The 14,468-nt window shown below is 61.8% G+C and carries 12 protein-coding genes; 4 read left to right on the forward strand and 8 right to left on the reverse strand.

Going from position 1 to position 14,468, the window contains the following annotated elements; all coding sequences use genetic code 11:
- Positions 1 to 41: 41 nt before the first annotated feature.
- The 3 genes from mksF to mksB are packed head-to-tail and all read right to left on the reverse strand — an operon-like array spanning position 42 to position 4,850.
- Positions 42 to 2,882 carry an Mks condensin complex protein MksF gene (mksF, locus tag K5Y35_RS12185; RefSeq protein ID WP_222834296.1) on the reverse strand — a complete coding sequence of 947 codons (2,841 nt, stop codon included), beginning with the start codon at positions 2,880 to 2,882 and terminating at the stop codon, positions 42 to 44.
- A complete protein-coding gene (gene mksE / locus K5Y35_RS12190) occupies positions 2,879 to 3,580 on the reverse strand; it encodes an Mks condensin complex protein MksE (RefSeq protein WP_095136783.1) in 702 nt (233 codons plus the stop codon). The genes mksF and mksE overlap by 4 nt, the downstream gene beginning before the upstream one ends.
- Positions 3,570 to 4,850, reverse strand: coding sequence for an Mks condensin complex protein MksB (mksB, locus tag K5Y35_RS12195; protein WP_185015768.1), 1,281 nt, complete (start codon positions 4,848 to 4,850; stop codon positions 3,570 to 3,572). The genes mksE and mksB overlap by 11 nt, the downstream gene beginning before the upstream one ends.
- Positions 4,851 to 5,082: 232 nt before the next feature.
- On the opposite strand from mksB, the gene K5Y35_RS12200 reads away from it, so the two are divergent.
- Together K5Y35_RS12200 and rimI are read left to right on the forward strand one after the other, a co-directional pair.
- Positions 5,083 to 5,829, forward strand: a complete 747-nt coding sequence (locus K5Y35_RS12200) for an energy transducer TonB (protein WP_222834454.1) — start codon at positions 5,083 to 5,085, stop codon at positions 5,827 to 5,829.
- Positions 5,822 to 6,274 carry a ribosomal protein S18-alanine N-acetyltransferase gene (gene rimI, locus K5Y35_RS12205; RefSeq protein ID WP_128614071.1) on the forward strand — a complete coding sequence of 151 codons (453 nt, stop codon included), beginning with the start codon at positions 5,822 to 5,824 and terminating at the stop codon, positions 6,272 to 6,274. Before K5Y35_RS12200 ends, rimI begins: the two co-directional genes overlap by 8 nt.
- 132 nt (positions 6,275 to 6,406) lie before the next feature.
- On the opposite strand, the gene K5Y35_RS12210 is transcribed toward rimI, so the two are convergent.
- A complete protein-coding gene (locus K5Y35_RS12210) occupies positions 6,407 to 6,811 on the reverse strand; it encodes a serine kinase/phosphatase (RefSeq protein WP_222834297.1) in 405 nt (134 codons plus the stop codon).
- 140 nt (positions 6,812 to 6,951) lie between these two features.
- On the opposite strand from K5Y35_RS12210, the gene can reads away from it, so the two are divergent.
- Positions 6,952 to 7,596, forward strand: coding sequence for a carbonate dehydratase (can, locus tag K5Y35_RS12215; protein WP_123376595.1), 645 nt, complete (start codon positions 6,952 to 6,954; stop codon positions 7,594 to 7,596).
- Positions 7,597 to 7,603: 7 nt separating this feature from the next.
- On the opposite strand, the gene K5Y35_RS12220 is transcribed toward can, so the two are convergent.
- From K5Y35_RS12220 to K5Y35_RS12235, 4 genes are all read right to left on the reverse strand, one after another.
- Positions 7,604 to 8,128: an SET domain-containing protein-lysine N-methyltransferase gene (locus K5Y35_RS12220; protein ID WP_123462996.1), complete on the reverse strand. Its 525-nt coding sequence runs from the start codon at positions 8,126 to 8,128 to the stop codon at positions 7,604 to 7,606.
- A gap of 183 nt (positions 8,129 to 8,311) precedes the next feature.
- On the reverse strand, positions 8,312 to 9,499 hold the full coding sequence (locus tag K5Y35_RS12225) for a hypothetical protein (RefSeq protein WP_123462998.1): 1,188 nt from the start codon (positions 9,497 to 9,499) through the stop codon (positions 8,312 to 8,314).
- Positions 9,500 to 9,619: 120 nt separating this feature from the next.
- Positions 9,620 to 11,314: an acid phosphatase gene (gene acpA, locus K5Y35_RS12230; protein ID WP_186748008.1), complete on the reverse strand. Its 1,695-nt coding sequence runs from the start codon at positions 11,312 to 11,314 to the stop codon at positions 9,620 to 9,622.
- 149 nt (positions 11,315 to 11,463) lie between these two features.
- On the reverse strand, positions 11,464 to 12,882 hold the full coding sequence (locus K5Y35_RS12235) for a short-chain fatty acid transporter (protein ID WP_222834298.1): 1,419 nt from the start codon (positions 12,880 to 12,882) through the stop codon (positions 11,464 to 11,466).
- A gap of 259 nt (positions 12,883 to 13,141) precedes the next feature.
- Between K5Y35_RS12235 and K5Y35_RS12240 the strand changes: the two genes are divergently transcribed.
- Positions 13,142 to 14,455, forward strand: coding sequence for an MFS transporter (locus K5Y35_RS12240; protein ID WP_123463004.1), 1,314 nt, complete (start codon positions 13,142 to 13,144; stop codon positions 14,453 to 14,455).
- The last annotated feature ends 13 nt before the right edge of the window (positions 14,456 to 14,468 follow it).

The raw sequence follows: 14,468 nt of genomic DNA on the forward strand, positions 1-14,468 counted from the left end.
ATGGGATCGCGGCCCTTTTTATTGCCGTCAGTTAACGCCGATCAAACCGCATCCAGCTCCGGTTCGTCTGCTTCAACGTTCAGCGTCGCCTTCACCACATCATGACGACGGATGTACTTCCAGTCCGCCTCGTCGATGTAGATGCCCGCCGGGCCGCTGCCGCCTTCCAGGTCGATGGCGACACTGGCGCAGACCTGTGGTTTCACACTCGCCAGAATCGGCACGAAGCCCAGCTGCAGGCTGGTTTCCAGCAGGGCAGCCTGGTTCTTCTCGTCGATGTCCGCCGCCTCGTCGAGGTAGTACGGCAGACGCACGCGACCGGCGAGGTCACGGTCCATCAAGTGCAGCAACAAGTACATGTTGGTCAACGCCTTGATGGTCATGGTCGTACCGTTGGACGCCGCGCCGTCGATGTCGGTGTGAATCACCGGCTGACCGTTGACCTTGGTGATCTCGAACGCCAGTTCGAACAAGTCCTTGAGACCGAGCTGGTTGTGGTTCGCCGCCACCAGCCGCGCCAGGTATTCCTTGGCTTCTTCGTTCTTGTTGTCCTGCTCCGCGCTCTGGCTCAGGTCGAACACCGACAGGGTTTCGCCTTCTTCGTACTGGCCGGCGCTGTGGATGATCTGGTCGATGTGCTTGAGCGCTTCCTTGTTCGGCGCGAGGACGATGCGGAAGCTCTGCAGGTTGGACACCTGACGCTTGTTGATCTCGCGGTTGAACAGCGCCAGTTGATGCTCGAGGCTGTCGTAGTCGCTGCGGATGTTGCGCAGGGTCCGGGCGATGTCGGTGACCGCCGCGCGACGGGCCTTGCCCAGCGTCAGGGCTTCATCGGTACGGTGCGCGTAAGCGTTGATCAGCAGCGACAGACGGCGCTCCATGTCGTCTTCGCTGTCGAACTTGGCCACGCCTTTCAGGCGTACCTGCGCGTACAGCGCTTCGATCTGACCGTCGGCGCGCAGCAGGCCCTGCCAACTGTCCTGATAATCGTTGAGCAGCGGCAGCAGGTTGTCCATCGAGTCGTCGACCGGGTCCATGAACGGCGTGCCGAACGGCAGATCTGCCGGCAGCAACTGACGACGGCGCAGCGCGTCGTCGAGGGTGCGCTGCTTGGCTTCCATGTCGGCGATCTGGCGGCCGACCAGTTGCAGCTTGGCCGACAGTTGCTGGACGCGCTCGGTGAACGCATCGCTGGAGCGCTTGAGTTCGTCCTGCGCGGCTTCCATCTGCGCCAGTTGCTCGAGCTTGTCGCCTTCTTCGGCGCTCAGGGTCTGGGTGCGACGGAAGTCTTCCAGGGCCTTCTGCGCGTCGAGCACTTGCTGGTACAGCGCTTCGGTCTGGGTCTTGCTCGCGGCGCGGTCGGAGGCTACAGCTTGTTGAGTCTTGAGTTGCTTGAGCTCTTTTTCCAGACGCTCTTTCTGGTCGCGCAGCGCGGCACGGTCGGCCAGTGCTTGCAGGGCCGGCGGCTCGATGTGCGAGATGTCGATCGACAGGCCCGGTACTTCGAAACGCTCGCCCTTGAAACCATCAAGAATCAGCTCAACCGATTTCACCCACTCGCCATCCTCGTCAAGGGTGATGCCGTGTTCGCCCAGCGGCAGGCTGAACAGCGCGCTGTTGAACAGGCGCATCAAGCGCTCGACGTCCTGCTGCGAGAACTCTTCGCGCAGGCGGGCGTAACTGTTGTTGTCGGCGTGATCGAGTTGCTGCTTCACCGACTTCAGGCGTTTTTCCAGATCGCGCAGACGCTCTTCCAGATCCTCGGCGCTGAACTGACGGGACTGCGCCAGCGCACCGGCCAGTTCGTCGTGAGCGTCCTTGGCCGCGAGCAATTGTTGCTCCAGGACTTTGACGTCATCGACCAGCGCGAAGCGGTTCTTCAGCACCGACAACTCGCCGAGCCAGCGCTGGATGCCGGAGATTTCCCGTTCCAGGCGCATCAGCTCCTGCGTGCCGCCACGTTGGTCGTTTTGCAGATCGTCCTGCTCGCGACGGTAGTGCTCGGCCTGGATGGTCAGTTCTTCCTTGCGCGCATTGGCGTAGTCCGACCAGGTGCCGAGCAACGAGTCGAGCAGTGGCGACAGGCGATGCAGTTTGCCGCGCAGCACGTCACGCTGTTTCACGCCGTTGGCCAAGGCTTCGACCAACGGGCCGGCGGCGACCAGCGAGTTGTAGTCCTGCTCCATGCGGCGCACATCGCGGAAGGCTTCTTCACACGCGGCGATGTAGTCGACGCTGCCGGAACGCAGGCTGTGCTCGAAGGCATCGAGGAACAGCTGCTTCAACTTGGCCGCGGTGATTTCGCGCATGTGCAGCAGGTTGATGAACAGTGCGCGGAAAGTCTTCAGGCTCTGCTCGCTGGTGGAGCGCAGCGGGATCAGGGTCAGGTCCAGCGGGATCGAAGTATGCCCGCCAACCAGCAAGCGACGCAGTTCATCAGGCTTGAGTTCGTAGGCTTTCAGGCCTTCTTTCTCAAGGTTGCTGAACAGTTCTTTCTGGCGCAGGCAGGTGTCGTTCTTCTGGTAATGCGCCAGGTCGAGCTTGCCGGCGTAGGCAAAGAACTGGTGACCGAAGCCACCGCCCGGGCCGCGACCGACCACGCCGATCACGTGTGGGCCGTGGGGCAGGTTCACTTCGACGAGGATGTAGCTGGTGTCGGAGGCGAAGTAGAAACGCCGCGATTGTTCCAGGCTGTACTTGCCGAAACTCATGTCCGACATGCGCGCCAGAATCGGGAATTGCAGGGCGTTGATCGACGCCGATTTACCGAGGTTGTTCGCACCGTAGACCGACAGCGGCTCTTCCAGCGGGAACAGGCCGAGGCTGTAACCGGCGGTGTTCAAAAGGGCAAAGCGGCGGATGCCGTAGCGTTCCTGGCTCATGCGTCGGACTCCTGTTCTTCGGCAATGGCTCTAGCCAGTGCGTCTTCTTCGCTTTCTTCGTCAAATTCGGACAGATCCAGTGGATCGTCAGTCTCGAGGAATTTAGCTTCGGCGGCTTCGTCGATCAGCACCGGTGCCGGCAGCGGCAGAACGCTGTGCACGCTGGCCGCCAGATCGCGGTCTTGTTGCACCGACAGGCACACATCGAGGAAACGGTGCATCGGCGGCAGGAAACGGTACACGCCGTTTTCTTCGCCGGCGAAACCGAGCTGGGTCATGCGGCGCATGATTTTTTCTTCGAGTTCTTCGACGGTCTGCACTTCGGCCTGAATGAACAGGTCGCGGTATTTATCCAGCAGCGACGGCAGTTCTTCACGCCCGAGGCTGCCGCCGTCGAGCACGGCGATCGGGTCGCGGCCCTGATCGGCCAGGTGCTCGACGAGGATGAAGGTGAACAGCGCCAGACGCTGAGCCGTCTTGTTCACCGCCGCTGCCGCCATGTCCGGCACAAAGTAGTAGAAACCACGGGTGTCGCAGACCAGTTCAAAGCCCAGCGCCTTGAACAGCGTGCGGTACTGGTCCTGGAAGTTCGACAGTTGCGCGTACAGCTCCGGGTCGCGGCGGCTGACGTGGTAACCCTTGAACAGCTCGCGGAAGATCGGCGCGAGTTGCGACAGTTCGGAAAGATCAAGATGCATTGGATGTGCTCGCGGAATTCTCGGCGGCGGTGTCGCTGGCCGAGAGCAGGGCGAAGGAGCGCAGGCTGACCTGGTGCTCGTGAGTGTGATATTCGCGGCGTTCCAGACGCTCGCGCTTGAAGCGTTTTTCCCGCGACAGGCGCGAGAACCAGTAGAGCAATTCGTCGGTGGCACCGTCCGGTTCCTGCTCCAGCAGCCAGGTCATCAGATCCGGCATCGGCAGGGACTCTTCGCAACGCTCGACCATCTCGCGCACGGTGCGCGGTGCACGTGGGGCATCGCCGGCTTTCTGCGTCTTGTGTGCCTTGGGGAAGCGCGCCGGTTTCGGCTCGAAACGCGCCAGGGCGTAGACGTAGGCTTCGACCTGACTGGCACTGCCGAGGAAGGTGCTTTGCGGGCGGGTGAACAGCGGCATCGCCGCTTGCGGCACGGCGTCGATGCCTTTACGGCGGATCGCCGCCAGCGCCAGGGCCGCGCCACGGGTCACGGCGTTGTGCCGGCGCGCTTCTTCACGCAGCGGCAGCAGCAGTTCACGGGCGTGGCGCAGTGTCAGCTGGGCGCTGGTCTGCATTTCGAGGATGCGCGCGTGGGTGCGCAGCAGCATGTCGTCATCGACCAGATGGCCAAGGCGCTGCTGTTCGCTGAGCATCTTCAGCAGCACGGTTTCGACTTTGCGCACACCTTGCTCGAAAGCGCCGTCGGCGTTCACCAGATCAATCATCGGCTCGACGTATTCGTCCCAGGTCGCCAGTACTTCGGCGTAACGCTGACGCAGCGGGATCTGCCGGTCGCTGGTCTTGGCGCGTTCGGCCACGGCCACCAGCGCCTGCTCGTCGTTATCGAGCTTTTTCAGCACGTCACGCACGCGCATGTCGAGCAGGCGCAGCTGGCGGGCGAGGTCGTTGCCGTCGCGGACGTCGAACGCATCCTGAATGTAGCCGGCCAGACGTTCGAGGTGACGCAGGTAGGCTTCGATCTCCAGGCACAGGCCCAGCCGGTGTTCACGGCGCAGGTAGGCGAGGAAGTCGTGGATCTGCGCGTTGAGCTCGAAACGGTTCGGGCTTTTCGCCACGGGCACCAGAATGTCGAGGCGAATCCACACGTCGAGCAGGCTGGTGATGTCCTGCGGCGTGCTGTCCAGTTGTTGGGCGGCCAGTTGCGTGCGCAGTTCGTTGAGGCTCAGGGTGCCCTGGTCGAAGTGCTCGCACAGTGGCTCCAGAAGTGCCCAGTGTTCAGCGAGGGCGCGCAAGACGCGCTTGGGTTCGATCATCGGAATGGCCGGCTGGTTGGCGATTAAAAGCCGCGATTGTACTGCATCAGCGACGATGCGATTCACTCTCGGGACGGGCTGTCGAATTTTCAGGGTAGAGAGCTTTGCTCAAGGCTATCGATCAACAGCAAGCGATCTTGAGCGAAGGGCGGTAGAATCAGCGCACTTTCAGTTATCCACAAGTGGCCGACCTTTGCTTATCGAGTCCCGCCGCCGCGCCTATTTGAACGCCATGCAGGTGGTCAACTGGCTGCCGCGCACCGAATTGCCTTTCGCCGCCCCGTCGCGGCCCGAGCTGCTGGACATGCCCGAGCCTGAGCCGGAGGTCGTGGTGATGCCGGTTGTGCAGGCCGAAGCAGCGGTGCAACCGGCCGCCCGTCCGGTCGAACGGCCGAAAATCGAAGTGCCGCGCCCCTCGCTCGCCAGTACGCGCAATGGCGCCAAACCGGTGGAAGAGGTCGACGACACGCCGGTGGTCGCCAAACCGGCACCGGTGCCCCCACCGCGCTTCGCCCTGCAATTACTGCGCGCCGGGCGCTGCCTGCTGCTGGTGGAGTTACCCACAGGCGAAGCCTTCCAGAGCCGCGATCCGGCCTATCTGCTGCTCAAAGACATGCTGCGCGCCGCCGGTCTGCCGGACGCGCCGCAGATCGTTGGCGAGCCGGTGCGTTGGCCGTGGTTGAACCGGGGCACGCTGGATCAGGGCCCGGAAGCAGCGCGCGACTTCGTTCAGGGCTTTCTGTCGGTGCAAATGGAAGCGGCGCCGTGCGCCTGCCTGTGGCTGATCGGCTTGCCGGCGGTAAGGTTTGCCGGTGAAGCGGATGCTGAAGCGTTCAATCGTGAATTGCAGATCGAAGGCCTGGGCTCGGCCTGGGCGATTCCCGGTCTGGAATTGTTAATGGAAGAGCCACAGCGCAAGGCCGCTGTGTGGCAAGCGATGCGTCGGCTGATGGCGCGCTGGAAAGAATCGAATGAGTGACGCTGTAACGTTCCGCCCGATGACCGAAGCGGATCTGGACGCCGTACTGAAGATTGAGTTCGCTGCCTACAGCCACCCGTGGACGCGGGGGATTTTTCTCGACGGGCTGGGCAAGTACCAGATCTGGCTGATGTTCGAAGGTCAGCAGCAGGTCGGTCATGGTGTAGTGCAGATCATTCTGGATGAGGCGCATCTGCTTAACATCACGGTCAAACCGGAGAATCAGGGGCGCGGGCTGGGGCTGACGCTGCTCGAACATCTGATGTCGCGGGCATATGCCGCAGAGGCACGCGAGTGCTTCCTGGAAGTGCGCGACAGCAACACCGCAGCTTTCAAGCTGTATGAGCGGTATGGCTTCAACGAGATTGGCCGGCGGCGCGATTATTATCCGGCGGTGGGTGGGCGTGAAGACGCGGTGGTCATGGCCTGCACCCTGGTTGACTGATTCAGCTTAAAAGCATCGCCAGCAGGCTGGCTCCCACACTGGATCGGGTTCGTGCACACACACACAGTGTGACCAACCCAAAAACCTGTGGGAACCGGCCTGCGGGCTTAGCGGTGTGACGGGCAAGCAAAATCAGCGATTGCCATCCAATGGATCGCGCCGCGCCAGTTCCGCCTCATCCAGCCCATTACCACCGCCGATGTCATCTTCATAGACCAGGCTCAAATCCCAATCCGCCGGGCTGCCTTCGCCAGCCTCTTCGGCATCTCGCGCGCCGTCTTCACGAATCAGCTTTTCCGGGCTCATATCATCGTCGGTTGGTTCATGGTCAGCGGTCGATGCGCCGGTGAGCCCGGCTTCACGCACCCGCTCGTCGGGCATCAGGTGCTCGCGTTCACGCTCAGGAATCTCGTCACCGATCTTCGCACTGGGTTCGTCCTCATCGAAATCCAGCTCGTGCACCGAGCCCATGCGGTCTTCATTATCATCGATGGGCTCCGGTTGCACCGCATCGTAGGGGCGTCGTGAATCAGTCATGGCAAATCCTCATACTGTGGGCCTTACTAGGTGGACTCACCGCATCCACGAGAATTCCAACGAAAACACTTGCGATCTTCTCGTGACCCCGACGGGTGGGCGTCTGTCATACCTGCGCATCTTTCTTGAGGCCTTACAGCATGCACGACTTACAAGACCTGATTGATAACAACGAGCGTTGGGCTGACGCGATCACCAAGGAAGACCCGGATTTCTTCGCCAAGCTGGCGCGCCAGCAAACGCCGGAATACCTGTGGATCGGCTGTTCCGATGCGCGAGTGCCGGCCAACGAAATCGTCGGCATGCTGCCGGGCGATCTGTTCGTGCACCGTAACGTCGCCAACGTCGTGCTGCACACCGACCTCAACTGCCTGTCGGTGATCCAGTACGCGGTCGACGTACTTAAAGTCAAACACATCCTCGTCACCGGCCACTACGGTTGCGGCGGCGTGCGCGCCTCGATGCAGGACCGCCAGTTCGGCCTGATCGACGGCTGGCTGCGTTCGATCCGCGATCTGTACTACGAAAAACGCGAAGAGCTGGCCAAACTGCCGACCGAAGAAGAGCAGGTTGATCGCCTGTGCGAGCTTAACGTCATCCAGCAAGTCGCCAACGTTGCCCACACCAGCATCATCCAGAACGCCTGGCATCGCGGGCAAAGCCTGTCGATCCACGGTTGCATCTACGGCATCAAGGACGGTCGCTGGAAGAGCCTGAACACCACCATCAGCGGTTTCGAGCAGTTGCCGCCGCAGTATCGCCTGCGTCCGGTCGGCGCGTTGTAAGCGCTGGTCAGCGCGAGCACTGGCGCCGCCAGCACTGCAAAAAGTGCTGGCCCTCCAGGCTCGGTGGCTCGTTGTGTCCGGTGATCCAGCCACGGCAACGTGGCGAACCGCAACCGCAGGCAAACTGGCGCAGCAGTTTGTCTTCGGTGGCGGCGTAGTCGATGGTCAGCCGCTCGCCGCTGTGGATATCTTTCAGCGCCCATAGCCATAACTCGCTCATGTCGAGAAACACGTTGGGATCGCAGGCGTGTTCGAGCAATCCGCAGAAGCGTGGATCGTAGAGGTGGATACCGTTCAGCAACTGTCGGGTCTGTCGGCAGCGATAGGGCAACAGCTGTCCCGAAACCCGACACATCCGCCGGGTGTGCAGAAATTCGCGGCGCACCGCCACCGCCAAGGGTGCGCCGTACTCGTCGTGAATGATTTCGAAGTCGGCGCGAGAGGGAAATCCGAGGCGCACGGGCAGGCCGGCAAACGGATAAATGCCTTCGGTATCGCGTGGCGCGATGTGCGCCAGGGTACGGGTGTTCATAACGATCCTTGTCGCAAGGTGCTTGCGACTTCCTTGGGTTGACGTCCTGTCAGTGCTGCGGTGTTTCAATTTGGATCCAATCTTCGCGTAACAGGTATAACCGGTCTACTGTCAGATCTGACAGGCGATATAGACGCTTTCCCGCGTCAGCCAGGGCTGACACGGGAATCAAGCCTCTACCGATTACAGGTGCGGTGCAGGTACCACGGCGTCGGGCAACGGCGCCTTCAGTTGCTGCAATTGCGCTTTGATTGGCGTGGAGGCGCACTTGGCGGCAGCGTCTTGCTGACTCAAGTTGCGAATCGAGGTGTAAAACAGTTCGCAGGTTTTGACTTTCTGCGTGACTTGCCAGGTTTGCGTGCAGCTGTTGAGCAGCGTCGAAGGATCCGTGCCCGGTTTGCTGCCCATGCCAGCCTGCCAGCAGGCCGCGCTCAAATCCTGGCCCATGACTTTCAGGCCTGCGGCGTCAGCCTTGGCTTGTGCATCGTCGCCGGTGTAGCTTTTCGGGTCGGCGGCGTACCAGATGTAACTCGGGTGGTTCGACCCCAGCACCGGGACTTTCACGCCAGCGCTCGGGCTGATGGTCGCCAGGCCCAGCACATTCACCGTCGGCCCATACTGCTGCTTGATCCAGTTACGCACCGGCGCGCCGAACGCGACCATCGGCAGCGTCGTGCCGTTGCCGGTCTGGCTGAACTGCTTGACCAGGGTGGTCTGGTAATCCTTGAAGTAGTCGTACACACCTTCCAGATCACTGCCCGCGTTCGATGGCGCGGCGATCGGGGCGATGTCGATGATGGTCTGATAGGCCGGCGTCTGCTCAGCCGGGATGCCGTTGACGGTCAGCAGCGTGGCCCAGCGATCGGTGGTGTTCGAGCGCAGATAATCCTGGGCCTGGGTCAGCGAGTAATCTGGCGGGAAGTGCAGCAGTTCGACGCTCTTGCGGTTTTCCAGGGCCATGCCCAGTGGCAGGAACAGATACCAGCTATACGCCCATTTGCCATCGGCATTGAGCTTGCTGGCGCCGGTATACGCCAGGTCGCCGGCATCGAGCAGCGCTGACAGCGGCTTGTCGTAGCCTTTGGGCACGCCACTGATCTCGGCGTAAATCTGCCCGTTATCGTTCTTCACCAGTACCTTGGCATTGGTGTAGCCATCGCGTTGCACGCTTTGGCTCAGGTAATGCGCGACGGTCTGTTCCAGCGTCCAGTTGCGGAAGCAGATCACGTTGCAGTTGTTGGGAAAGGCAAAGAGGCGGGTGACGCGTTCGGTGCTGCCCAGCTTCAGATCGACATCGGCGTGGGCGGCCGCGCTCAGTGTGAGCGCAGCCAGAGCCAGTGCGGCGGGGGTAAGTCCTGCGAGTTTGAACATGCTCAGATCCTTTTCAGCGTGGGTTCCCCCGCGAGTCGGGGGCGCTTCATATTGGATCAGCCGTGTTGCACAGAGAAGCCGTCATTCACGGATTTTTGCGTCAGCCCGCAGGACCGGGTTTCAGGCCGGAAAGTGCAGGGCGTTGGTCAAGTCGCCCATGGGTTGCTGGCCACGGGCGATCATTGCCTCGTCACGCTGCTTGAGACCGTCGAGGGTTTCGAGCTGGAACACCCGGGTAATCAGGCGCAGGATCGACGCCGTGTCGTAGACCGTATGATCCACCGTGCCCTTGCGGGCGAACGGCGACACCACCAGCGCCGGCACCCGTGACCCCGGCCCCCAACGATCGCCCTTGGGCGGCGCGACGTGATCCCACCAGCCGCCGTTTTCATCGACGGTGACGATCACCACCATGTTTTTCCACTGCGGGCTTTCGCGCAGCACCTTCAGGGCGCGAACGATGTGCCGATCCCCGGACGCCACGTCGGCGTAACCGGCGTGCATGTTCAGGTTGCCTTGAGGCTTATAGAACGTGACCGCCGGCAGCTTGCCGGCCTCGGCATCGGCGAAGAACTTGTTGGTACTCGACTCCTCCCCCAGACCGGCATCGCGCAGGCGCTTGTTGCGCTCCTGCGGGTTTTCCGGACCTTGTTGCTTGAAATAGTTGAACGGCTGGTGGTGATACTGGAAGTTCGGGATTTTCGGAATGCCGCCGGAATCCTTGTACTGCTCCAGCGTCGCTTGCCAGGCCCCGGCATACCACGCCCAGTCAACGTTTTTCTTCGACAGCTTGTCGCCGATGTGCTCGTGGGTCTGTGGCACCAGCACGTTGGGCAGATCCGGTTTGGAATACGCCGGGCGCTCCGGGTCGCGAATCCACGTCGGCCAGTAGGGCGGAGCAAGGGTGTTGACGCCGAAGCCATCCGGGGTCAGCGCGCTCGGGCCGAATTGTGGCGGCCCGCTCATGGCGCTCGCCGGCGATTGCTCCAGCGGCTTGAGGCGCGGGTCGGCGGGATCGGCGCTTTGCAGCGTGGCAATCTGCGACTTGGCCACCGAATTGGCCGCGTCCGGATAGAACGGCGCGGTGGCGCTGATCAGGTACTGGTGATTGAGGAACGAGCCACCGAAGGCACCCTGGAAGAAGTTGTCGCACAGCACGAACTCCTGCGCGACATCCCACAAACGCAGCGAGTAACGGCTCTGTGCATAGTGGCCCATGGTCAGGCCACCGGAATCGGCCCAGGCGACGAAACCGTCGTTCTTGCCACCGTTGATCTGCATCTGGTTCTGATAGAACACGTGCCACAGGTCGCGGGTGACCAGGCCGAATGGCAGGTCTTCGCCGTTCGGGCCTTTGAGGGCAAACGGCGCGTTGGGCAGGTTTTCCTGGAACTGGGTAGCGCTGGGGTAGGTCACGCCATCGAGGGTTTGCGGGCCGATCTGCAGCACGCCGCCCCAGACGGGCGGCAAGGTTTGCAGCAGCGAGCCATCGCGATCACGTTGTTGATAGTCGGCAGGTTTGAGCGCCGACAGCGGCTTTTCAACACCGGGGAAGTCGCCGAACAGGTTATTGAAGCTACGGTTCTCGGCGTAGATCACCACCACGGTTTTGACCTGGTCGCGCAGGGCCTTGTCCAGCTCGGCCGGGGTCAGCGGGTGCTCCGCCGGTTTGCCGGGCTGATCGCTGGCGTTGCCGCATCCGGCGAGCGTTGCGCCCACCCCGAGTACCGCGACCCCGCCGAGGAAGCGGCGGCGGCTGGTGTCGGAGGGTTGGTCGGATTCAGGTGCGTCAGTGGCGTCTGTTTCGTCTTTCATCTGTCAGCCCGTTTTTACTTAATTGTTTCAGTATGTTTCGGGCGGACGCTAACAATTGAATGTGACGGTTGGGTGACGACTTGATGCCGCCACGGAACAAATGTGGGAGCCAGCTGGCTGGCTCCCATCGGGTATGTGTTGCTTCTGACTTACGGCATCACCGGCGGCGTATACGCCAATGTCGTTCCCAGCGCCCACAGCAACAGCAACACCAGCGGCGTGTGCACCAGCAATTGCACAAACGAGAAGCCGATCAGATCCCGGGCCTTCAGCCCGAGTACGCCCAGTAACGGCAGCATGTAGAACGGGTTGATCAGGTTCGGCAGCGCTTCGGCAGCGTTGTAGATCTGCACCGCCCAGCCGAGGTGGTATTGCAGATCATTGGCGACCTGCATCACGTACGGCGCTTCGATGATCCATTTGCCACCGCCGGACGGGATGAAGAACCCGAGAATCGCCGAGTACACCCCCATCAACAGCGCATAGGTGTCGTGGGAGGCGATGCTGACGAAGAATGTCGAAATGTGATGCGCCAGGGTTTGCGCGTCGGTGCCTTTGACCGTGGTCATCAATGCGGCAATCGAGCCGTACAGCGGGAACTGGATCAGCACGCCGGTGGTGGTCGGCACGGCGCGGGCCACGGCGTCGAGGAAACTGCGCGGACGCCAGTGCAGCAACGCACCGAGCATGATGAACAGGAAGTTGTAGGTGTTGAGGCCGGAAATCGCGGTAATCGCCGGTTTGGTCGAGAATTCGTGGAACAGCCACCCCGCCGCCAGCAGCACCAGCACGATGATCAGCAGGGGACTGTGCTCCAGCCATTCGCCAGGGCGCGTGCGCGGTTGCAGCGGTGGCAGGTTGAAGGCCGGGTCGATGCCGCAGGCCTTGGCGTCTCGTGCCGAATGGGGGCCGGGTGCGGTGGCGTAGGCGATGATGATCGAGACCACGATCAGGGCCAGCAGCATCACGCCGGACTGCCAGAGGAAAATGGTTTCGGTGAACGGGATCACCCCGGTGATCGACAGGATCGACGGCGGCAGGCTGGCCGGGTTGGCCTGTAACTGTGCGGCCGACGATGACAGACCCAAGGCCCACACTGCGCCAAGGCCCAGATAGGCAGCGGCGCCAGCGGCACGGTAATCCATGTTCAGATCGGTACGGCGGGCGAGGGCGCGTACCAGCAAGCCGCCGAACACCAGCGACAGACCCCAGTTGAGCAGGGACGCGACCATCGAGATCAACGCGACCCAGGCCACCGCGGAGCGCCCGTTTTTCGGGATCCGCGCCAGACGATCAATCAGTTTCACCGCGGGCGGGGAACTGGCGACCACATAGCCGCCGATCACCACGAAGGCCATTTGCATGGTGAACGGAATCAGGCTCCAGAACCCGTCACCGAACGCCATCGCGGCATCGGTGGGTTTGGCGCCCATGGCCAGGGTGGCGAGCGCAACGATGATCACCGCCAGTGCGGCGAATACCCAGGAGTCGGGAAACCAGCGTTCGGCAAAGTTTGAACAGCGCAAGGCAAAGCGCGCAGAGCGGCTATCTTCGATATCAACGGCCACAGGAAGTACCTCGGATTTTTATGGTTATTGTGGTCTTGCGGACGAAACACATATCCCCTGTAGGCGTGAGCCTGCAAGGATCTCGGCATGACTTGCCGATGGTGGTTCACCTGGCAGGACAGGCGATAACAGTAATTCAACTGCCAAGGCTTTGTGAGCAGGTTTTGCAAAACCGGGACTATGGTCTAACGGGTTGTCCATCCGTGCTTTTGCGTAGACCATGAGCGCCTTGGTTTTTTGCCTGCCAGAGTGCTTTGCCATGACTGTCCAATCCACAGCCCGACCGGCACCGTTCAGCCGTTCCGACTACAAGACCCTCGGCCTTGCGGCCCTTGGCGGGGCGCTGGAGATCTACGATTTCATCATTTTCGTGTTCTTCGCCCTGACCCTCAGCCAGTTGTTCTTCCCGCCCGAAATGCCCGAGTGGCTGCGGTTGCTGCAAAGCTTCGGGATTTTCGTCACCGGTTATCTGGCGCGGCCGCTGGGCGGGATTCTGATGGCGCATTTCGCCGACAAACTCGGGCGCAAGAAAGTCTTCAGCCTGAGCATCCTGATGATGGCGCTGCCGTGTCTGCTGATCGGCATCATGCCGACCTATGCGCAGATCGGTTATTTCGCGCCGTTGCTGTTGCTGGCGCTGCGCATTCTGCAAGGCGCGGCGGTGGGCGGAGAGGTGCCGAGTGCCTGGGTGTTCGTCGCCGAACACGCGCCGGCCGGCCATCGCGGTTATGCCTTGGGCTTTTTGCAGGCCGGGCTGACGTTCGGTTACTTGATTGGCGCGTTGACCGCGACCTTCCTTGCCCAAGTGTTCACCCCGGCGGAAATCCTCGATTACGCCTGGCGTTATCCGTTCCTGCTCGGTGGCGTGTTCGGCGTGATTGGCGTGTACCTGCGCCGCTGGTTGAGCGAAACCCCGGTGTTCATGGCCATGGAAGCGCAGCGCGAAGCGCGGGTCGAACTGCCGTTGCGCACCGTGCTGCGCGAGCATCGTCTGGCGATGTTGCCGGCCATGTTGCTGACCTGCGTGTTGACCTCGGCAGTGGTGGTGTTCGTGGTCATTACGCCGACCATGATGCAGAAAACCTTCGGCATGACCGCCAGCCATACGTTTGCCCTCAGCGCGTTGGGCATCGTGTTCCTCAATATCGGCTGTGTAATCGCCGGGCTGCTGGTCGACCGTCTGGGCGCCTGGCGCACGGTGATGCTCTATAGCCTGCTGCTGCCGCTGGGCATTGGCGTGCTCTACGGCTGCCTGATCATGGGCGGCAATTGGGTGGGTCTGGCCTACGCCGTGGCCGGTCTTGCCTGCGGCGTAGTCGGTGCGGTGCCTTCGGTGATGGTGGGGCTGTTCCCGGCGCGTATTCGCGTGTCGGGCATTTCCTTCACCTACAACATTGCCTACGCCGCATGGGCGAGCATCACCCCGCTATTGCTGATCGGGCTGATGCCGTGGAGTCCGTGGATCTGTGTGATGTTCTGTGCGGTGATGGGCGTGGTTGGCGTTGTCAGCGCGGCTTATTTCGGTTCGCGAATGCCGCGCACGGGCCCGTGTCAGGTGGCGGGAACTGCCTGACTGCAAACGCCAT

The sequence above is a fragment of the Pseudomonas sp. SC3(2021) genome, assembly GCF_019856535.1.
Classification (GTDB): Bacteria; Pseudomonadota; Gammaproteobacteria; order Pseudomonadales; family Pseudomonadaceae; genus Aquipseudomonas; species Aquipseudomonas monsensis.

Coding starts and splice junctions, on each gene's coding strand:
- mksB (WP_185015768.1), bottom strand. CDS start 4,850: ATGATCGAACCCAAGCGCGTCTTGCGCGCCCTCGCTGAACACTGGGCA.
- K5Y35_RS12220 (WP_123462996.1), bottom strand. CDS start 8,128: ATGAACACCCGTACCCTGGCGCACATCGCGCCACGCGATACCGAAGGC.
- K5Y35_RS12210 (WP_222834297.1), bottom strand. CDS start 6,811: ATGACTGATTCACGACGCCCCTACGATGCGGTGCAACCGGAGCCCATC.
- mksF (WP_222834296.1), bottom strand. CDS start 2,882: ATGAGCCAGGAACGCTACGGCATCCGCCGCTTTGCCCTTTTGAACACC.
- K5Y35_RS12200 (WP_222834454.1), top strand. CDS start 5,083: ATGCAGGTGGTCAACTGGCTGCCGCGCACCGAATTGCCTTTCGCCGCC.
- K5Y35_RS12240 (WP_123463004.1), top strand. CDS start 13,142: ATGACTGTCCAATCCACAGCCCGACCGGCACCGTTCAGCCGTTCCGAC.
- K5Y35_RS12225 (WP_123462998.1), bottom strand. CDS start 9,499: ATGTTCAAACTCGCAGGACTTACCCCCGCCGCACTGGCTCTGGCTGCG.
- mksE (WP_095136783.1), bottom strand. CDS start 3,580: ATGCATCTTGATCTTTCCGAACTGTCGCAACTCGCGCCGATCTTCCGC.
- can (WP_123376595.1), top strand. CDS start 6,952: ATGCACGACTTACAAGACCTGATTGATAACAACGAGCGTTGGGCTGAC.
- acpA (WP_186748008.1), bottom strand. CDS start 11,314: ATGAAAGACGAAACAGACGCCACTGACGCACCTGAATCCGACCAACCC.
- rimI (WP_128614071.1), top strand. CDS start 5,822: ATGAGTGACGCTGTAACGTTCCGCCCGATGACCGAAGCGGATCTGGAC.